The 17992-nt window shown below is 43.5% G+C and carries 21 protein-coding genes and 3 pseudogenes; 17 read left to right on the top strand and 7 right to left on the bottom strand.

The genetic code is table 11. The annotated features are described in order from the left end of the window. The first annotated feature begins 664 nt into the window (after positions 1–664). From IM479_RS11370 to IM479_RS11395, 6 genes and pseudogenes are all read left to right on the top strand, one after another. Entirely contained in the window at positions 665–2356 is a 1692-nt protein-coding gene (locus IM479_RS11370; RefSeq protein ID WP_287684778.1) for an iron uptake porin, read from the top strand. Between the two features lie 151 nt (positions 2357–2507). Beyond that, positions 2508–4283: a pyruvate kinase gene (gene pyk, locus IM479_RS11375; protein ID WP_287684788.1), complete on the top strand. Its 1776-nt coding sequence runs from the start codon at positions 2508–2510 to the stop codon at positions 4281–4283. A gap of 384 nt (positions 4284–4667) precedes the next feature. Further along, entirely contained in the window at positions 4668–5480 is an 813-nt protein-coding gene (cpcE, locus tag IM479_RS11380) for a C-phycocyanin alpha-cysteine-84 phycocyanobilin lyase subunit CpcE (RefSeq protein ID WP_287684779.1), read from the top strand. A 54-nt stretch (positions 5481–5534) separates the two neighbouring features. Beyond that, the gene (locus IM479_RS11385; protein WP_287684780.1) at positions 5535–5966 is read left to right on the top strand and encodes a DUF29 domain-containing protein; all 432 of its coding nucleotides are present in this window, start codon (positions 5535–5537) and stop codon (positions 5964–5966) included. Positions 5967–6114: 148 nt separating this feature from the next. Then, positions 6115–6228 (top strand): annotated as a pseudogene (locus tag IM479_RS11390) (DUF29 family protein); the annotation flags it as partial. A 108-nt stretch (positions 6229–6336) separates the two neighbouring features. Continuing rightward, a complete protein-coding gene (locus tag IM479_RS11395) occupies positions 6337–7425 on the top strand; it encodes a DNA methyltransferase (protein WP_287684781.1) in 1089 nt (362 codons plus the stop codon). Here the strand turns inward: IM479_RS11395 and IM479_RS11400 are convergent. Continuing rightward, complete coding sequence (locus IM479_RS11400) at positions 7391–8308, bottom strand: hypothetical protein (protein WP_287684782.1); 918 nt, start codon at positions 8306–8308, stop codon at positions 7391–7393. The two genes, IM479_RS11395 and IM479_RS11400, sit on opposite strands and share 35 nt — an antisense overlap. Beyond that, positions 8305–8568, bottom strand: a complete 264-nt coding sequence (locus IM479_RS11405; RefSeq protein ID WP_287077488.1) for a helix-turn-helix domain-containing protein — start codon at positions 8566–8568, stop codon at positions 8305–8307. Before IM479_RS11405 ends, IM479_RS11400 begins: the two co-directional genes overlap by 4 nt. Positions 8569–8735: 167 nt before the next feature. Here IM479_RS11405 and IM479_RS22635 point away from each other — a divergent pair. From IM479_RS22635 to IM479_RS11445, 9 genes and pseudogenes are all read left to right on the top strand, one after another. After that, a pseudogene (locus tag IM479_RS22635) lies at positions 8736–8837 on the top strand (DUF29 domain-containing protein); the annotation flags it as partial. A 142-nt stretch (positions 8838–8979) separates the two neighbouring features. Further along, positions 8980–9603: a C-phycocyanin alpha-cysteine-84 phycocyanobilin lyase subunit CpcF gene (gene cpcF / locus IM479_RS11410; protein WP_287684783.1), complete on the top strand. Its 624-nt coding sequence runs from the start codon at positions 8980–8982 to the stop codon at positions 9601–9603. A 62-nt stretch (positions 9604–9665) separates the two neighbouring features. Beyond that, the gene (locus IM479_RS11415) at positions 9666–10439 is read left to right on the top strand and encodes an ABC transporter permease (protein ID WP_002761938.1); all 774 of its coding nucleotides are present in this window, start codon (positions 9666–9668) and stop codon (positions 10437–10439) included. A 124-nt stretch (positions 10440–10563) separates the two neighbouring features. Further along, entirely contained in the window at positions 10564–11457 is an 894-nt protein-coding gene (locus IM479_RS11420; protein ID WP_287078055.1) for an ABC transporter ATP-binding protein, read from the top strand. A gap of 136 nt (positions 11458–11593) precedes the next feature. Then, a complete protein-coding gene (locus IM479_RS11425; RefSeq protein WP_286827365.1) occupies positions 11594–12073 on the top strand; it encodes a hypothetical protein in 480 nt (159 codons plus the stop codon). 403 nt (positions 12074–12476) lie between these two features. Continuing rightward, the gene (locus IM479_RS11430) at positions 12477–12758 is read left to right on the top strand and encodes a DUF2470 domain-containing protein (RefSeq protein ID WP_286824626.1); all 282 of its coding nucleotides are present in this window, start codon (positions 12477–12479) and stop codon (positions 12756–12758) included. A 54-nt stretch (positions 12759–12812) separates the two neighbouring features. Continuing rightward, positions 12813–13025, top strand: a complete 213-nt coding sequence (locus tag IM479_RS11435; RefSeq protein WP_002761887.1) for a hypothetical protein — start codon at positions 12813–12815, stop codon at positions 13023–13025. Further along, positions 13022–13375, top strand: coding sequence for an NINE protein (locus IM479_RS11440; protein WP_002798892.1), 354 nt, complete (start codon positions 13022–13024; stop codon positions 13373–13375). Before IM479_RS11435 ends, IM479_RS11440 begins: the two co-directional genes overlap by 4 nt. Before the next feature lie 6 nt (positions 13376–13381). Beyond that, positions 13382–14068 (top strand): helix-hairpin-helix domain-containing protein, encoded by a 687-nt coding sequence (locus tag IM479_RS11445; RefSeq protein ID WP_287684784.1) that lies wholly within the window; start codon positions 13382–13384, stop codon positions 14066–14068. A 15-nt stretch (positions 14069–14083) separates the two neighbouring features. On the opposite strand, the gene IM479_RS11450 is transcribed toward IM479_RS11445, so the two are convergent. Continuing rightward, positions 14084–14860: an SDR family NAD(P)-dependent oxidoreductase gene (locus tag IM479_RS11450; RefSeq protein ID WP_287684785.1), complete on the bottom strand. Its 777-nt coding sequence runs from the start codon at positions 14858–14860 to the stop codon at positions 14084–14086. 148 nt (positions 14861–15008) lie between these two features. On the opposite strand from IM479_RS11450, the gene isiD reads away from it, so the two are divergent. Continuing rightward, complete coding sequence (gene isiD, locus IM479_RS11455) at positions 15009–15221, top strand: protein IsiD (protein ID WP_002796844.1); 213 nt, start codon at positions 15009–15011, stop codon at positions 15219–15221. Between the two features lie 164 nt (positions 15222–15385). Next, positions 15386–16384 (top strand): adenosine kinase, encoded by a 999-nt coding sequence (locus IM479_RS11460; RefSeq protein ID WP_287672216.1) that lies wholly within the window; start codon positions 15386–15388, stop codon positions 16382–16384. 224 nt (positions 16385–16608) lie between these two features. Here the strand turns inward: IM479_RS11460 and IM479_RS11465 are convergent, their stop codons facing one another. The 4 genes and pseudogenes from IM479_RS11465 to IM479_RS11480 all read right to left on the bottom strand — a co-directional run. Next, the gene (locus IM479_RS11465; RefSeq protein WP_287078052.1) at positions 16609–16818 is read right to left on the bottom strand and encodes a hypothetical protein; all 210 of its coding nucleotides are present in this window, start codon (positions 16816–16818) and stop codon (positions 16609–16611) included. Beyond that, positions 16805–17296, bottom strand: coding sequence for a type II toxin-antitoxin system VapC family toxin (locus IM479_RS11470; RefSeq protein WP_287078051.1), 492 nt, complete (start codon positions 17294–17296; stop codon positions 16805–16807). The genes IM479_RS11465 and IM479_RS11470 overlap by 14 nt, the downstream gene beginning before the upstream one ends. 188 nt (positions 17297–17484) lie before the next feature. Continuing rightward, complete coding sequence (locus IM479_RS11475) at positions 17485–17817, bottom strand: DUF5615 family PIN-like protein (RefSeq protein ID WP_287684787.1); 333 nt, start codon at positions 17815–17817, stop codon at positions 17485–17487. 43 nt (positions 17818–17860) lie between these two features. Further along, positions 17861–17992: pseudogene (locus IM479_RS11480) on the bottom strand (RNA-guided endonuclease TnpB family protein); the annotation flags it as partial.

A 17992-nucleotide genomic window follows, 5' to 3' on the forward strand; every position in this document is an offset into this window, starting at 1 on the left:
GTGGTCAACTACCTAATTTTCAGGGAAAAAGTACCTGAATTTTCCCCCTGATCACTCCCATGCCTGGTACTTTTTGATTGACAAAAAGTCTAAAAGTCTTACCCAACAAGGTTTTTAGATTTATTCAGCAGACCCTATTTATGTCCGACTACTTACTTGTCCCTAAAACTGGTTTCTAGCAAGGCTTTCAAACAGGATCGCTTGACATAAAACCTGATTTAGGGGTTACAAAGGTGAGATGCTCCCAATCAGTGAACTGAAAACTCACATCTGATAACTGATCACTGAAAAGGCTGATGGCTGAGATTTTAACAAAATCTTTAGGTTTTGCCTATTGACAGGATTGACTAAATGTGGTGTAAGGGTTTCGGGCATTTTAACCTGATTTCTTGATGGCTTTTGAGCGATCGCTCTTGTTGGGAAGTTAATCGCCGCAAGTCTGAAAGGAGGGATTTTCATTGATTCACATCATAGTTAATTTGTCAAGTGCGTAAGTCCTAATCTTAATAAGATCAGACAGAAATTTTTCTGTCATATCATAAAATTAACTTAACCTAGCCAAGAGGGAATTAGCATAGAATGTGAGTATAATTCAGGCTAAACATATAGTCTGTTTGTATTCATAGTCCATTCAATCCATAGAATAAGGTGTGAGGATTGACCCATGTCAAAACTATTCAAGAATTTAGTAAAGGTAACTCCTTTAGTATTAGGTGCTTCCGTGGCGGCTGCTGGCAGCGCAGTGGCTCAGACTATGCCGGGGACACCTCAACTTAAAATTGATCCGGCTGCGCAACAACAACTTGATCGCATTCAGCGCGCCCAAAATAGTCAGCAGATTAATACGGGTGTCTATCAGGGTTCCATGTCCCAGGTGACTAGCGTTAACCAACTGCGGGACGTATCTCCCACCGCTTGGGCCTACGAAGCATTAAGAAGCCTTGTAGAGCGTTATGGTTGTATCGTCGGTTATCCTGATCGTACCTTCCGAGGCGATCGTGCTACCACCCGTTGGGAATTTGCCGCCGGTTTAAACGCTTGTTTAAACGTCATGGAACGTTTAATTCAAGATGGTGTCGCTGTACTCAGAGAAGATATCGATAAATTAAAACGTCTTGTCGCTGAATTTGAAAGCGAACTAGCGGCTTTAGGCGCTAGAGTAGATAACCTGGAACAGCGGGTTTCTTTCTTGGAAAACAATCAATTTTCCACCACCACCAAACTCAGAGGTGAGGTAATCTTCAGTATCGCCGATAGCTGGGGTGGTCAAGCTTCCATTAACAATACTGACGGTACGGTGACTGAGGGCAGCAATCAAGATGAAACTCAAGCCGTGTTTAATAACCGGGTACGACTCAACTTTGAAACCAGCTTCACTGGTAAAGATATGTTAAGAACCCGTTTACAAGCGGGTAACTTTAACAACACTTTCAACCAAAACGGTCCGACGAGAACCAACATGACTCGTCTAGCATACGATAACGGCCGGGACAACGATGTCACCATCGATGACTTGTTCTACCGCGCTCCCATCGATACTCCCTTCGGTAAAATCACCATTTGGGTTGGTGCTAACGAGTTAAACCTAGATGACGTTTTCATCACTGCTAATCCCTTCCTCGCCGATAGCGGTACAGGTGCTTTATCTCGCGGTCAACGCTACAATAACATCGTCTTCCGTGGTCCCGATGGTGTGGGTGCGGCGGTCAGATTCAATATCGGGGATGTTTTCCAAGTCACAGGAACCTACCTAGCTAGTGGTGGCACTAATGGAGCCAGCAATCCTAACCTTGGTAGCGGTTTATTTAACGGTTCCTACAGTGCGGGTGCTCAGGTTGGTTTCTCTTTCATCAAATTTGCCGATATTAACTTCGTCTATGTTCGCAGTTATCAAACTGCAGCCAGTATGAGTTCTGGTTTATTCGGTAACGTCAGCAGCCCTCTGACTGAGCGTCCCTTCGGTAACGTTGCCACTGTAGCTAACCGTTTTGGTTTACAGGGTAGTGCCCAAGTTATCCCTGGAGTCTTAAATATAGGGGCATGGGCTGGTTACGCCGATGCCTCGGCCACTGGTGTTAATAATGCGATCGGAGATAATAACACTGGTATCTGGTCTTGGAACCTTAATCTTTCCGTCCTCGATCTCTTTGCCGAAGGTGCGGCCCTTTCTTTAGGTGGTGGTCAAGTACCCCGTTCCGATAAAGAAAGCAGCACCTCTTACATGGTAGAAGCTCAGTATAAGTTCCCAGTCACCAAAAACATCCTGATTACCCCCGGTGCCTATGCGGTCTTCAACGCTAACAACGAAGGTAACGCCATTTTGGTCGGTGTCATCCGGACAACTTTCCGTTTCTAAGCTAAGTTGACGGACTCGAAAAAACGGTGGGATTTGTAGATCTCACCGTTTTTTTACTTTTAACTTTTCACTGGATATAACCATTTATGAGAAGATGGGCGAAGCGTACCAAACGCCGCTATACTTACTTCGCCTATTTAGTTGCTTATCTATGCACTCTCTGTCTTTCCCCCGTCGCACTAAAATTGTGGCCACGATTGGCCCAGCCTCGCAAAATAAGGAAACATTACGTCAGATGATCAAGGCGGGGGCGACGACTTTTAGATTAAACTTTTCCCATGGCGATCACGATTACCATCGTCACACCATTAACCTGATCCGTCAGTTAGCCTTTGAACTCAATCAACCCATTGGCATCCTTCAGGATCTACAGGGTCCAAAAATTCGCTTAGGTAAATTTGCCTGTGGGTCGATCACCCTGAAACCGGGGGAACCCTTTATCCTTACTTCTAGGGATGTGGAATGTAATCAGGAAATAAGTTCCATTAGCTATCCCTCTCTGGCCCAAGAAGTCCCGGAAGGTTCCAGAATTCTCCTCGATGATGGTAAAGTCGAAATGCGGGTGGAATCAGTGGATCGCCTGAAAGGAGACCTGTCCTGTCGTGTAGTGGTTGGGGGTGTCTTATCCAGTAATAAAGGGGTAAATTTTCCCAACGTCTATCTGTCGGTAAAAGCTTTAACCGATAAGGACAAAAAAGATTTAATGTTCGGACTGCTGTGGGATGTGGATTGGATTGCCCTTAGTTTTGTGCGTAATCCCCAAGATATCCTCGAAATTAAAGAATTAATCGCCAGTGCGGGTAAATCTATCCCCGTAATCGCTAAAATTGAAAAACACGAAGCGATCGAGGAAATGGAGGCAATTTTATCCCTCTGTGATGGTGTGATGGTGGCTAGGGGAGATTTAGGAGTAGAATTACCAGCCGAAGACGTGCCAATCCTGCAAAAACGCCTGATTAATACCGCTAATCAGCTAGGCATCCCGATTATCACCGCCACTCAAATGCTTGACAGTATGGCCAGTAATCCTCGTCCCACCCGCGCCGAGGTTTCGGACGTGGCTAATGCGATTTTAGATGGCACTGATGCGGTCATGCTTTCCAATGAAACGGCTGTGGGTCATTATCCCATCGAAGCGGTGGCAACAATGGCGCGCATTGCTGAAAGGATCGAACGGGAACAGATCAATAGTGCCGCTCGCTCTAACAATAAACAATCGATTCCTAACGCTATTTCCTCGGCAGTCAGTCAAATTGCCGAACAATTGGGGGCAGCGGCAATTATTACCCTGACAAAAACCGGCTCTACTGCCCGTAATGTCTCCAGATTTCGCCCCAAAACCCCGATTTTAGCCGTTACTCCCCATCGGGAAGTGGCACAGCAGTTACAGCTAGTTTGGGGCGTAAAACCGATGTTATTGCTCGATTTACCCTCCACTAGCCAAACTTTTCAAGTGGCGATGAATCTCGCCCAGGAAAATAACCTCCTAGCGGATGGTGATTTAGTGGTGATGACGGCGGGAACTCTGCAAGGGGTGGCCGGTTCCACGGATTTAATTAAGGTGGAAGTGGTAAAATCCCTTTTGGGCAAGGGTACGGGTATCGGCCAGGGTGTGGCTAGGGGCCGGGCGCGGGTAGCCCATAATGCCCGAGAAGTGGGTAGTTTTAGTAGTGGGGAGATTTTAGTCGTTCCCACCACCAGCGCCGAATATGTGGATATGATGCGGAAAGCTGGCGGAATTATCACCGAAGATACCGCCATGAACAATCACGCCGCTACTATCGGGTTAAAATTGGGTATTCCTGTTATTGTCGGGGTTAAAGATGCCACGAAAATTATCCGCGAAGGGGTGATCATTAGTCTCGATGCTCAACGGGGTTTAATTTATTCTGGTATTGGCAATGGCGCGGGAACTATGAAAAACTGAGTCGGTTATCAGGGGATAGGGGATAGGGGATAGGGATTAGGGAAATGGGGAAATGGGGAAATTCAACTAATATCCCAAAACCCCAACACCCTAAAACGCCAAAATCCCAAAACCCCAACCCCCAACCCCCAACCTCCAACCCCCAACCCCCAACCCCCAACCCCCAACACCCAACCCCCAACACCCTAAAACCCCAAAACGCCAAAACCCCAACCCCCAACCCCCAACCCCCAACCCCCAACCCCCAACACCCTAAAACGCCAAAACCCCAACCCCCAACCCCCAACCCCCAACCCCCAACCCCCAACCCCCAACCCCCAACACCCCAAAACCCCACACCCCACACCCCACACCCCATACCCCAACACCTATTTTCACTTGTCTATGAGCGATTCTTACTCTGCTGCCGTCGATAATCCGGCCTATACTGTTGAACAAGCGATCGCTAATATCCAGCAAAGAGAAGACCTAGGAGCGCGTTATTATGCCGCTTGGTGGTTGGGTAGATTTCGTGTTCGTCAACCGGAGGCGATTTCGGCGTTAATTGCCGCTTTAGAGGACGAAAGCGATCGCACTCCCGATGGCGGTTATCCCCTGCGACGCAATGCCGCCAGCGCTTTAGGGAAATTAGATGATCTCAGTTGTGTTCCCGCTTTGATTGCCTGTCTCGACTGCGAAGATTATTATGTGCGCGAATCGGCTGCCCAAGCATTGGCAATGCTTCAGGATCAAAGAGCGATCGCACCTTTAAAGAAACTATTAGAGGGTGGCATCGAAGTGGCCGTTTTAGTGGCGGGAAAACCCCATTTAGTCCAACCCTACGAAGCGATTATCGAAGCCTTGGGAACCCTGCAAGCAACGGAAGCTATTCCCCTCATCGAACCGTTTTTACAGCATTTCGTCGAAAAAGTGCGTTATGCGGCTGCCCGCGCCCTCTATCAACTCACGGCTAACCCCCACTATGGCGATATTCTGATTAATGCCTTGCAAGGGGAAGAATTACAGCTGCGTCGTTCTGCTTTAATGGATTTAGGCGCTACGGGTTATCTGCCGGCCGCCCCTGCGATCGCTAATACGTTGGCGGAAAATAGTCTGAAACTGGTTGCTCTCAAGGAACTTTTAGAAAACCATCTAAAAACTAATTCTAGCAAGGAAAATCTCTCCGAAATTCTCACTTTAATGGATGGTTTATTATAATCAATAATTGGTTATTTTGTATCTAAATTCAAACGGATAAAATCCAGAGTTTTTATGCTAATTCAAACTGATTATGTCGGCTGGCTGAACGAAACAATCACTCTGTTAAAACAAAAAAACTTTGATAAAGTTGACTGGGAAAACTTGATCGAGGAGATAGAAAGTTTGGGCAGAAGTCAAAAACGTGAACTCCGCAACTGGTTAACCAGCATCTTAGAACACTGCCTTAAACTCTGCTATACTGATTACGTTCAAGATTATCGAGGTTGGCAAGAAACTATTAGGCGCAGTCAACGGGAACTAGAAGAACTTTTGAGCGATTCTCCTAGTTTAAAAACCTACTGGGATCAAGTATTTTTAGATTGCTATGCCACGGCTTTAAAAAGCTTGCGAGATAACCCCGATTATCAATCCTTTAACTTTCCCGATGATTGTCCTTTTCCCCAAGAAGTTAGTCAGATTTTACAGAAAAAAGTTTGGCGATAAAATTATCTTTAAAAGTTTGTTGGTGGGGTTAGGAGACGGTCAACTCTGAGACGATGTCCGCTCAGTTCATACTTCATCTTTATGAGAAATGCTGTAAATAATTGGTTATTTTCTATGAAAATTAAAACTCATAAAATCCAGAGGTTTTATGATAACTCAAACTGATTATGTCGGCTGGCTAAACGAAACAATCACTCTGTTAAAACAAAAAAACTTTGATCAAGTTGACTGGGAAAACTTGAGCGAGGAGATAGAAAGTTTGGTAGTCTTAGGCTAAGTTTCTAGGTCATTGGTTTATGGGGTAGCCAAATATCCTAAAACAGGATAGAGTATTGATATTCATACTGTTTATAAGACGATAAAAAAATCCATGGATATACCTGAGCCTTCCCATAGCCTGCCAAGTATAAAAAAGAATAAAGCAACAAGCACTGTTGGGCGTGGAAAAACTGTCCAACTTACTGAGAAACTGGCTTTTTCAGCTTGGAATAACAGCAGTGTTAGTCTGAGTCTTGGTAATAGCATTGAACATTATGATTCTTGGGAACAACCTATAGTAATAATCTCAGACGGAGGCTACGGTCTTTTAGGATTTGAAGGTGATACATCAGATCATCTTGACTTACCTGAATGGTATGAACCTCATGTGGAAGCTTGGTCTAAGTTGGCCTTGCCAAATACAACTCTTTGGTTTTGGAACTCAGAAATTGGCTGGGCTGTGGTACATCCAATACTTGAGAAATTTGGTTGGCGATATGTTAATTGTAATATATGGAATAAAGGAAAAGGTCATATTGCAGGTAATGTCAACACAGAAAAAATAAGGCGTTTTCCAGTTGTTACAGAGGTTTGCGTCCAATACGTTAGAGAAGTCAAAATTGCTGACTTAACACTTAAAGAATGGCTCCGAAAGGAATGGTTAAGATCGGGCTTACCTTTGCGTCAAGCTAATTTAGCTTGTGGTGTCGCAGATGCGGCAACAAGAAAATATTTTGATCAAGGACATTTATGGTATTTTCCCCCACCGGAAATGTTTGAAAAATTAGTTTTCTATGCCAACGAACACGGAAACCCAGAGGGAAAACCCTATTTTTCTAAAAATGGCCAGCGTCCTTTAACAGGTAAAGAGTGGGAGAAGATGCGCTCTAAATTTAATTGCCCTCATGGTTTTACAAATGTTTGGGATCGTTCAGCTTTGCGCGATGATGAACGAATTAAGTCTCAGGATGGTAAAGCTGTTCACTTAAATCAAAAGCCACTGGATCTGATGAAATTAATTATTGAAGCTTCAAGTGAGCAACAGGATGTGGTTTGGGAACCATTTGGGGGGCTTTTCAGTGCCTCTTTAGCTGCCAATATCCTGAATCGAAAAGCTTTCGCTTGTGAAATTGACGAAACTTATTTCTATTATGGAGTCAAAAGGTTTAGTCAAGTAGTTCATCAATGTTCCCTTCTTTAATGCCAAGGTGTTCCCTGAAAGCAGATTTAATTAACTCCTCTCGACGACTAGCTAAAAGCCTGTTCCACTGTCCAACTTCCATTCCAGAGAACTGTGTTCGATAAACACGCTTTTTAAAATCCTCAATTCCTGGATGTACAATCCTGTCCATTTTAGCAAAATTGGTGTCTAATCTGTATTTGAAGCGAGTGATCAGTTCCCGTAAGAGCATTTGATACTCTTGTGTAGGCTGATAAATTCTTCCATCATTTCCCCAAGAATTAACTATTTCTTGAGCTTGAAATAGTTCTTCATCCGTTCCTTGAAATTTGTATCCATTAGTATTTGTTTGCTGCAAATTTGCTGTTCTTTGGGTTGTATCTTCGGGTTCTAGAACAAGGTAATCAGGAGGATTATGATAGTGGTCATCTCTCGCTTTAGCCACTGAAAAGCCAGAGACAACGCATACATCTAGAATCTTGGGTTTGCCATAAATTACCGCTTCGGGCAGCCAAGCTATTAGGGAAACGTAGGTTTGATCAAACCGAAAATGATTTTGACTATCTTTGAAACGGGCTGTTATTTCAGTAGCTAATGGGAACCATGCTTTTATTTCTAATCCGGGGGTAGGCTGGATGCTACCCATGAAGACAGTATCAGGAAATCCTGGATCTTGTCTTTTCCATTCACCAAACGGCGCAAATATTTCCTGCTTATTCAAAAACTCAACAGTGTTAAATTCAATCAGATTTCCCAATAGTGGTGATAGCTTTGAAATTACTTTGGCTAAATTAACTGCTGCAGCAACCGATATTGGTCTAGCAATGTCTAATAGGTCAAATCTATGTCCAGACAAATCATCTAGATATTGCGATGCAAGGCTAATAACATCTTCTGTATTCATAACCCTTCCCCAGAAGATGTGGGCTGACAAGCTTGCTCAACTTGCCTTAAAATTTCGCAAGGATCTACACCGATTACACGACTAACCAGAAGGAACTCAACGACATCTAATCTTCTTTCACCATTTTCGTATTTGGCAACGAAAGATTGCGGCTTTTTGATGGCTTTAGCGAGGGCTGCTTGCGTTAAATTCGCATCCTTACGAGCGGCGATCAGGCATCGACGAAAGACATGGTACTCTGGGCTAAAAATAGATTTCATCGTGCTTTAATTAGCACAGAAGTTAACAATTCCAAGATAAACCTATTTTAGGATAATCCCAAAATGGGATTTTAACTTCCCTACGGCCTTAGTAAACAGCTTGACACCCCCAGTGTAGCGGACGGTATGGATTCTTTGGTACAATAACGGAGGTTACTCGCTGCTAAAGCTTGCGAGATAACCCCGATTATCGATCCTTTAACTTTCCCGATGATTGTCCTTTTCCCCAAGAAATTAGTCAGATTTTACAGAAAAAAGTTTGGCGATAAAATTATCTTTAAAAGTTTGTTAGTGGGGTTAGGACATAAGAATCAGTCGTCAGGAGATTATTTTTATTTATTCTCCCTTCTCCCCACACCCCACACCCTACACCCCACACCCCTAACCCCTCATCCCCTCTACTGATAACCAATGCTTCCTACCGTTGAAACTTTAATTATTGCCGTCGAAAAAGCCGACTCAGCTAACGGGTTGCTGACAGCCGTAGAAAATCTAGCAGCGGCTAAAAGTGAAGCGGCAATCCCCACCCTCACCGATGTCCTAAGATATAACAACCCCGGTGCCTCCGTGGCAGCCGTGGATGGTTTAATCGCCATCGGCAAGGCGGCGGTTCCCTATTTACTGGCCAACCTAGACGGTTATAATTATGGGGCGAGAGCTTGGGCAACCCGCGCCCTAGCAGGAATTGGCGATGTGCGAGGATTGGACTTATTACTTGAGGCGGCGGTGAGTGATTTTTCCTTTAGCGTGCGGCGAGGGGCGGCTAGAGGCTTAGGAAATATAATTTGGTCTGATTTGGAGGAAAGTCGGGTGTCTGAGGCTCAGAAGGCGGTTTTTACGGCACTGAAGCAACTTTTGCAAGGGGATACAGAGTGGGTGGTTAGATATGCGGCGATCGTTGGATTGGAGGGGTTAGGAACTGCGGCGGTGGCATTTCGCAGGGCGATTCGGGAACTTTTAGGACAGATTCGGGAGACAGAAGCGGAAATAGTGGTAAAATTGCGCGCCGATCAAGCTCTGGAACACTTACAATAAGCCTAAGTCGAAAGTAGAAAAACTTATTTCTCTACAGGGAGAAACAATTACACTAACATTCTATGAAATATTGGCAGGAAATTTTAGCGATCGCTCAACGAATTTTAGTGGAATTAATCCGGCGCGGGCGTAGCTTAATCCTCTGGGGCATTTTCCCGATCCTTGTCCTGCTCTTAAATGGCTATATTATGGCAGAAAAAGGCAAAATTGAGCTTGCCGAGGCAATGGCTCTGGCTACTCCTCCTACCCTCGTCGGGGCGGCACTTTTCTTTAGTTGTTTGGGGGGAACCGTGGCGACGGTAGTAGCAGAAAGGGAACAACAAACGATTAAACGGTTATTTTTATCGCCTTTAAGCGGTGTTTCCTATTTTATCGGCATTTTTCTCGCCCATTGTGCGATTGCCGCCTGTCAGACAGTTTTAGTTTATTCTATTGCTAAACAGTATGGAGCCACTTTTAAAGGCTCAATTCCTCTAGAATTATTAATTATTTTTCTTAGTATCACCGCCTATGTGGGTTTAGGATTTATCCTCGGTACTCAACTGGCGAAAAGAACAGAAGATGTTAATGCTTTGGTGGGAACTTTTGGGGTTCCTTTATTAATTTTAGGCGGCGTTTTTCTCCCAACTGCTTTATTCCCCGACAATATTCTATCTCTGGCTAAATATAACCCTATCTACCACATGAATGAAGCTTTAATTGCTGTTTGGGCAAAGGGCGAAAATCTGCAAGATATTAGCTCTCATTTTCGTTTTCTCTGTCTTTTTGCTCTAGCTATGGTAGCAGGTGGTTGGCTTACCTATCGACAAATGTTAAACCTTGAACGCCGACTGTAAATCAGTTATCAGTTATCAGTTATCAGTTATCAGTTAGAAAAGGCAAGAGTATTGATTAATTTGTCTTCCCATGTCTCCCACTCCCTAATCCTGACTCCTGACTATCCTTATTACTTTATTACAAATGCTGACTATTAATAATGTCAAAAAAAATTACGGAAGACGCTTAGTATTAGATCAATTAAACTTTCATATTGAAGCGGGGGAAATTTACGGTTTACTCGGTCCCAATGGTGCAGGAAAAACCACCACTATTAACTTAATTTGTAATTTATTAAAACCCTCATCGGGAGAAATTACCTTTAATTATTTGCCAATTTCCAGAGTTACTAAAGAATTAATTGGGGTTGCCCCGCAAGAAAATTTATTGTACAAATCCCTTACTTGTGAGGAAAATCTCAACTTTTTTGCTCAGATTTATGGACTCGATCGCACCCAGCGTCGTCATCGGATTAAAAGCAGTTTATCCGCAGTAAATTTGCTTGATCGCGCCCGTAGTCCAGTGGAAACCTTAAGCGGTGGAATGCAGCGCCGGATGAATATTGCCGTGGCTATTGTTCATCAGCCAAAATTATTAATTCTTGATGAACCAACTACCGGTTTAGACATCGAATCTCGCTATGAAATTTGGGATTTAATCGGAGAATTACGGCGCCAGGGAATGACGATTTTATTAACTACCCATCTCCTCGATGAAGCACAGCGTCTCTGTCAACGTATCGGGATTTTAAAACAAGGTCGTATTATTGCCGAAGGTAATTTAAATCAGCTGCGTCAGCATATTCCTGCGAAAGAAATTATTATCATGGATACCCAGGATCAAGAAGCGGCAATAAATCGAGGTAAACAATTAGGATTTACTCCCAAATTTTACGGAAAAGATTTAGCTTTTTGGTTACATGAACATCTAGAATTAAGCGAGATTATTCGGGCATTCGACGGCATTAATATTGATTCTATCGCCCGTCAGACGATACAGTTAGAACATATTTATATGGAAATTATGAATCAATTTTAAACCCGTTTTTGAGAATTCAGGTTGATTATCGGCATTTTTTTCAGTAATTGACCTCAATTAAGCTAAATCGCCGTTTTTTTAGCGTCATGATCATCTATAATTTTTGGATAGGTTCTATTAATTGGAGACGAAATCAATGATGAAATTAACTTCTATCACTGGCTTATTGGGTCTATCGGCGGTATTATTAAGCTCACATCTACCGGCAGCTGCGCAAAATTGTCGGCCACTTTCTCTATTAGGGGGTGAAGGTAGTGAAGTTACGAAAACCGTCTCACAACCCACTGTTCCAGGTCCTTTCGGTGTTATCATAACTCGTAATAATTGGAATACCGATTGGGCAGTTCCGGGGGGTAGAAGTTTTCAGAGGTTTATCGTTACGGTTTCTGTCCCCCGGGCTGCCTCCTTTGATATCCGGCTGTTTCTCAAGTATAGCGATCAAACTAACGAGGAATTTTTTAATACTAATGGAGTACGAATCGAACCCGATAAACCCTTAACAATTACTGCCACAGTACGGGCAAATGATCAACCTTTTTTAGTCAATCTTTTTGTCAATGGTATTCAGCACATCGGTAATACCTACACCGCTTCTGTTGTCGGTTGTGAACGATAAAATATATAGGGTGTGCTGAAAAAGTTTTTTCTGGGGGCAGGGTGTGGGGTTTTAAGCTAAGAGGCATTTTAACCACCTATCCGATTAGCTGAATCTCACCCAATCCCTTTACTGTTGCCTCTTGTCTCATCTCAACAGGCAATTTAACTGCGCGGGTAGCCCCGGATCTTACTCTGTACCCCGATTGACCTTCAGTGGGACAATTAGAGCAATGCACAATTAAGGATTTTTGTCAAGAAAATAATATTAAACTTATTATTGATACCTGCCATCCCCAAGCTCAAATTATCTGGCAATTAGCGATTAATTAAGCTACCCTAACTAATATCCCCCCCCATTTGCCTCGATTTAGAACTGGCTTTTATCCGTCCCCACCTTATTATCGATTTTTTTCGAGAATATTATGTCTGAAACTATCACTCCCACCATTAGCGATCGCATCTGTAAACACATGAACAAAGATCACGGTGATGCCGTGCTTTTCTACGCTCAAGTTTACGGTAATATTACCGATGCAGAAACCGCTCAAATGCTCTCCATCGATCCTCAAGGCATGGATTTAGTAGTAGAAAAATTAGGGGAGAGTCAAACAATTAGAATAGCTTTCGAGCGCACCCTAGAATCAGCCAAAGATGCCCATAATATCCTCGTTGAGATGCTAAAAGTTAATCAAACCACCCCTTGACAAAGATCGATTTTGCGACTATCACCGAAAAAGACCAACCTAGAGAATTAGCCCATGAATCAGGTTAATAGTACGGGAATAAAAATACCCAAGTCTGGCTGGCGTTTACTGCCTTTTTTAGTCTTGGGTGTGCTAGTTTTTGCCTTTAATTCCTCCCTAGAATTAAATTATCTAGTCAAGGGTTATATTACTCTCTTGGAATTACAGACAGGCATCGTGGTTTTATACTTTCTTCTGGCTAAATTAGGGAAATCTCAAAAATTATGAGAAATAGAACTATAGCGGCTTTACTAGCCTTTTTTCTCGGTTATCTTGGCATCCATAAGTTTTATCTAGGGGAGAATTTGGCCGGTGTTCTCTATCTACTTTTCTTCTGGACTTTTATCCCCGGCATCATTGCTTTTTTTGAATTTATTGGTTTAATCATCATGTCAGATCAAGCTTTTGATGCTAAATACAATCCTAACTATCTCCCCAGCAGTAGAGAGCGAGGACTGCCGGAATCAGGTCAGCAAAAAACCGCTACTTTACTCCAGCTTAAAAAACTTTACGATCAGGGAATTATTACTGCTGAAGAATACGAAGAAAAACGCAGAAAATATTTAGATTCTCTTTAAAAAAATATGTCTAATCTCTCTCCTCGCCCTCCCGAATCTTCTGAGTGGATCTGGCTATCTTTAGTCCCAGTTTTCGGTGGGCTTGCCATTGCTAATGCTGGCAAAAAAACTAATAACCAAAGTTGGTTATCCGTCGGCATTGCCTTGACAATTATCTCCCTTATTTTCCTTACACAAGAGTCTTTTATCGTAATTTGGTTTGCCCAAATCGGCCTGGGTTTATACATCCGTCAACAGCTTAATTCCCATCCAATAGCTTCGGCAAATAGAACCGATTCTAGACAGTCATCCTCTCCTCTCGAAAAAATTGATATTAACAGCTGTTCCACCAACGATCTGGTTCATAAATTAGGGTTGCCGATTGTCTATGCCAATGATATCGTTTCTGTCCGTAATGAAGGACATATTTTTACCCATTTAGAAGAATTACACTTCTTGGCTGGCCTACCAGAAAATTATCTCAAAAAATTGGAACCTTTGATTATCTTTGCCTACGATATTCGCCAAGAAGTTGACGTTTCTTGGCGTTGTTTAAACTACCACTCCGTTGAGGAATTAGTCAATCTCGGTCTTGACTTTTCCCTGGCCGATAAAATTGTCGCCGAAAGAGAAAAAAACGGTGTCTATCATTCGGCGATCGAAGTGAGAAACCGTACAGGTATTCCCTTAAAATCCTATCAGCAATTGCTCTAATTAGCTTGATTCTAGTTATACCTTGAATTGCTTTTCTAGCAAAGACACGATCCAACTTCTGGGTAAAAAACGGGGCAGATTGACGATAATTTTATTAGCAAATTTACCGGCTACCACGTTGGGGCGTTTGTTTGCCAAGGCGGTTAAAGCCTCTTGTACCACCACTTCCGCCGAATCTAACCGGCCGTTTTTGCCCATAAAAGCCCTGGGAAATCGGGCTACCTCAAAAAAATTCGATTCCGTCGGACCGGGGCAAAGAGCGAGAATTTTAACGCCTTTGTCTTTATTTTCTGCCCAGAGAGACTCGCTAAAGCTGAGGACAAAGGCTTTTGTCGCCGCATAGACGGAAAGATAGGGCAGCGGTTGAAACCCAGCAATGGAAGCAACATTGATGATTGCCCCCCCGGCGCCGGCAAGCATCGGACGGAGAAAATAGTGGGTTAATTCCACCAGTACCAGATTATTTAACTGGATCATTTCTAACTGTCGGGCTAAATCCTGCTCGCTAAAAGCACCATAATCACCAAAACCAGCATTATTTACCAGTAAATCGACGTTGATTCCTTTTTGGTTCACCGTATCATATACTAGCTTTCCCGCCCCGGCAACGGTCAGATCTTGAACGATAACTGTCACTTTTACCCCGTATTGTTCCTCTAATTCCGCCGCTAATTGTTCTAGTTTATCTCTGGATCTAGCGACTAAAATTAGCTCCATTTGCCCTTGGGCAAGTTGACGAGCAAAGACGACACCGATACCGGTAGAAGCGCCGGTAATGAGGGCTGTTTTCATAGAAGATCAACTAAAAATAGCTTTTTTTCTGGAATTGTACCACAGTGAACCTTCCATTTACAGTTCTTAACTTGGCGGGGAAGGCATTTTTTCAACTCAGAATATATGTTAGGCTAGAAATAGAACAAAGGTCGAGGAAGGTGCAGAAATGACAGTTATAAGCTTCACTGATCAAGATATTGCCAAGTATACCGCCGCTGATATTGCTTCTTTAGCCGAACGACTAGAAAAAGATGAGTATAGCAACCCCTTCGAGGCTTTGCGGGATTGGCATCTGTTGCGAGCGATCGCTTTTCAAAGGCAGGAATTAGCCGAATCTTATCTTTATCTGTTGGATCTAGAAGCCTACGATGAGGCTTAAAGTTGCTTGGTTAAACAAAACTTAACACAAATTACTGGGGGTGTGAGACTAGCACACCCATTATTTTTGATTATGGTATTCTCTGGCTGAAAAAAGCCCCTAGCTTTTTGCTCCTTATTTCCCTACTATCAGTAACAAAGTATTTTTAGGCGATCGACTAAATTATGGGCAAACAATACAACGTTTATGGGATCGGTAACGCACTCGTCGATATGGAATTTCAAGTCTCTCCTGAATTACTGCAAGAATTGGGCATCGATAAAGGAGTGATGACGCTGGTGGACGAAAATCGTCAAACCCAGTTGATGGAAAAATTGGCTTTTGATTGTAAACGCAGCGGTGGCGGCTCGGCGGCTAATACCCTAGTAGCGATCGCTCAGTTGGGGGGTAGAGGTTTCTATTCCTGTAAAGTGGGTAATGACGAATTAGGCAAGTTTTATCTACAAGATCTGCGCGCCTGTGGTTTGCATACCAATGAACACGGTGGCGAAAAAGAGGTGGGAATCACGGGAAAATGTCTAGTTTTCGTGACTCCTGATGCCGATCGCACCATGAATACTTTTCTCGGCATCACCGGGGAAATTTCCGAACGAGAATTAGTCCCTTCAGCGATCGCCAATGCCGATTATCTCTATCTCGAAGGTTATCTCGTCACCTCTCCCACTGCCAAAGCTGCCGCTATTAAAGGGCGAGAAATTGCTCAGGCTGCTGGAGTCAAAACCGCTTTATCCCTGTCAGATCCCAATATGGCGATCTTCTTCCGGGAGGGATTACTGGAAATGATCGGAAAGGGGTTAGATTTCGTTTTCGCTAATGAGTCGGAAGCTTTGACTATTTCCGGCAGCGAGGAAATCGAGTCAGCGATCGCCTATTTTAAAACCATTGCCAAAGGATTCGCTATCACCCGGGGTGCCAGTGGTTCTTTAATCTATGATGGCGAAAATCTGCTGGAAATTGACCCCCATCCCGTACAGGCGATCGATACCGTCGGTGCGGGGGATATGTATGCAGGTGCGTTTCTCTACGGTATTACCCACGGTATGGGTTACCAAGGGGCGGGAAATCTCGCTTCTCTGGCAGCCTCGCGGGTGGTTTCTACTTTTGGGGCGCGTTTACAAACCGAGGAAATTCAATCCCTGCGCGATTCGATCGTTTTGGGATAGGTTTTGTCGGTGATCAGCTTGTAGTCAGTAGTCAGGTTTTTTCTCCCTGCTCCCTGCTCATAGACAGTCTTAACGAGTAATCCAGATAGTCATACTAAATCCTGTTTAAAAGGTATAGGAGAGTGGGAAGTGGGGGGAAGGGAGCGGGTTTTTCAAGTTGGATTGGCAGTTAATCATGCTATTAAAAAACGATTCAGTATAACGGCTAAGTTGAGCCGCCACGATTAGATTTGAGATTCTTGTGGTTCATCCTGTTTTGGTCGGCTCCAACGACTTGTTAGACCTTGCTTTGGTGGTAAGCTGACTACCTGCCTGCCACTTTCTGCTTGTCTTTTTTGCCAATCTACAAACATTGCATCCAAATCGTAGTTAAAGGATTTAGCGTGTTCTTCTCGAAATTTATGAATTTCATCCAAAATTTCATCTTGCCACATCGTTATAATCTCCTAAAAGTTCGTAAGGAGTACAAATTATGGGTAACTCGTATCCCAAATCAAGACTGATCTCTGCCAACTTCCTCTGAATTTGAGCGTTGGCAATATGTTTACAGTTCCATGTTAACAAGTAATCTAGCCCGTGGACAGTCGCCGCAGCAATGTGAACCGCATCATCAGAAGCTTTGGGAGGAAGATTGCTTCGCATAAGAAACTGGGTTGCCAAGTTGCGTACAGCCTGATTGAGTTCAACCAAGGGCAATTCATTGAGAATTTCTAATCGTTTCAAAGCAATCTCAGCATCTCCTTTGGCTACTTCATCCAAAACAACCTGTGAAATATAGAGAACAAAATCATTACGGCGATTTTGCCACCAGTCTCGTGTTGTTTCGATATTCCCCGCAATAATCAGGTTTTTGGTCGATCTGGCTGTTAGATAACCAATAATACTGGTTTCAATATAGACGGTTTCGCTCACGGCAATCTAGAAAATCCATCCAATGCCTATTCTACAGCATTTAATCTTGGTTTCAAAGGTGTTGGGTAACAGTCGTCAACCTAACCTTGTATGTGAAATATTCACAGTCAGCATAACGTTTCCGTTCACCCACCGCTAGTAACTTCTTGGACTCAACCAAGAGACTGAATACGGTCGGTGTGCAACGGTTAGACATCAGACACTAATGGTAAACGACGAATACGAATACGGCTTGGCTCAACCGTAATAGCTGATCCTTGTTCTAAATCCTCCTCGCACTCAGGGATTACTGTCAACAAAAGATTCGTAAGTGCTTGGGCGCGTAATCTTTCAACCCGAATGCGAATGACTGAAGGAGTATTCGCTACATCAAGTGCCAGCAATGTATGAAAATCCGCATCGAGAGTAGCAACAACCCGTCCTTCGTCTCTAGCCCTTTGGATAATGTCTGAGTCTTCAGCTTCAGACATCCCTATTTCACCAACATGGATAGTGTCGATTCCAGCATCACGTATTGACACTCCCGTCGCTAAAAGCGAGGGATTCTTGGTTCATTGAGTTTCCTTAATCTGACAGGACGTATCCAACCAAACCAGAGGGAATCTCTCCCCAAGCGTGAGTTCCGGTATGCCCTACCGTACTTAGTCCCTTTTTGAGAATATTGATAGCGGCGTTAATATCTCTATCTTCTACATA

The sequence above is a fragment of the Microcystis sp. M165S2 genome (assembly GCF_020245885.1).
GTDB lineage: Bacteria > Cyanobacteriota > Cyanobacteriia > Cyanobacteriales > Microcystaceae > Microcystis.

Excerpts from the sequence above, each read along its gene's own strand:
- isiD (WP_002796844.1), top strand. The coding sequence starts at position 15,009 with ATGACAGTTATAAGCTTCACTGATCAAGATATTGCCAAGTATACCGCC.
- cpcE (WP_287684779.1), top strand. The coding sequence starts at position 4,668 with ATGAGCGATTCTTACTCTGCTGCCGTCGATAATCCGGCCTATACTGTT.
- IM479_RS11370 (WP_287684778.1), top strand. The coding sequence starts at position 665 with ATGTCAAAACTATTCAAGAATTTAGTAAAGGTAACTCCTTTAGTATTA.
- IM479_RS11440 (WP_002798892.1), top strand. The coding sequence starts at position 13,022 with ATGAGAAATAGAACTATAGCGGCTTTACTAGCCTTTTTTCTCGGTTAT.
- IM479_RS11465 (WP_287078052.1), bottom strand. The coding sequence starts at position 16,818 with ATGTGGCAAGATGAAATTTTGGATGAAATTCATAAATTTCGAGAAGAA.
- pyk (WP_287684788.1), top strand. The coding sequence starts at position 2,508 with ATGCACTCTCTGTCTTTCCCCCGTCGCACTAAAATTGTGGCCACGATT.
- IM479_RS11395 (WP_287684781.1), top strand. The coding sequence starts at position 6,337 with ATGGATATACCTGAGCCTTCCCATAGCCTGCCAAGTATAAAAAAGAAT.
- IM479_RS11385 (WP_287684780.1), top strand. The coding sequence starts at position 5,535 with ATGCTAATTCAAACTGATTATGTCGGCTGGCTGAACGAAACAATCACT.
- IM479_RS11450 (WP_287684785.1), bottom strand. The coding sequence starts at position 14,860 with ATGAAAACAGCCCTCATTACCGGCGCTTCTACCGGTATCGGTGTCGTC.
- IM479_RS11405 (WP_287077488.1), bottom strand. The coding sequence starts at position 8,568 with ATGAAATCTATTTTTAGCCCAGAGTACCATGTCTTTCGTCGATGCCTG.
- IM479_RS11435 (WP_002761887.1), top strand. The coding sequence starts at position 12,813 with ATGAATCAGGTTAATAGTACGGGAATAAAAATACCCAAGTCTGGCTGG.
- IM479_RS11425 (WP_286827365.1), top strand. The coding sequence starts at position 11,594 with ATGATGAAATTAACTTCTATCACTGGCTTATTGGGTCTATCGGCGGTA.
- IM479_RS11420 (WP_287078055.1), top strand. The coding sequence starts at position 10,564 with ATGCTGACTATTAATAATGTCAAAAAAAATTACGGAAGACGCTTAGTA.
- IM479_RS11415 (WP_002761938.1), top strand. The coding sequence starts at position 9,666 with ATGAAATATTGGCAGGAAATTTTAGCGATCGCTCAACGAATTTTAGTG.
- cpcF (WP_287684783.1), top strand. The coding sequence starts at position 8,980 with ATGCTTCCTACCGTTGAAACTTTAATTATTGCCGTCGAAAAAGCCGAC.
- IM479_RS11460 (WP_287672216.1), top strand. The coding sequence starts at position 15,386 with ATGGGCAAACAATACAACGTTTATGGGATCGGTAACGCACTCGTCGAT.
- IM479_RS11445 (WP_287684784.1), top strand. The coding sequence starts at position 13,382 with ATGTCTAATCTCTCTCCTCGCCCTCCCGAATCTTCTGAGTGGATCTGG.
- IM479_RS11400 (WP_287684782.1), bottom strand. The coding sequence starts at position 8,308 with ATGAATACAGAAGATGTTATTAGCCTTGCATCGCAATATCTAGATGAT.
- IM479_RS11430 (WP_286824626.1), top strand. The coding sequence starts at position 12,477 with ATGTCTGAAACTATCACTCCCACCATTAGCGATCGCATCTGTAAACAC.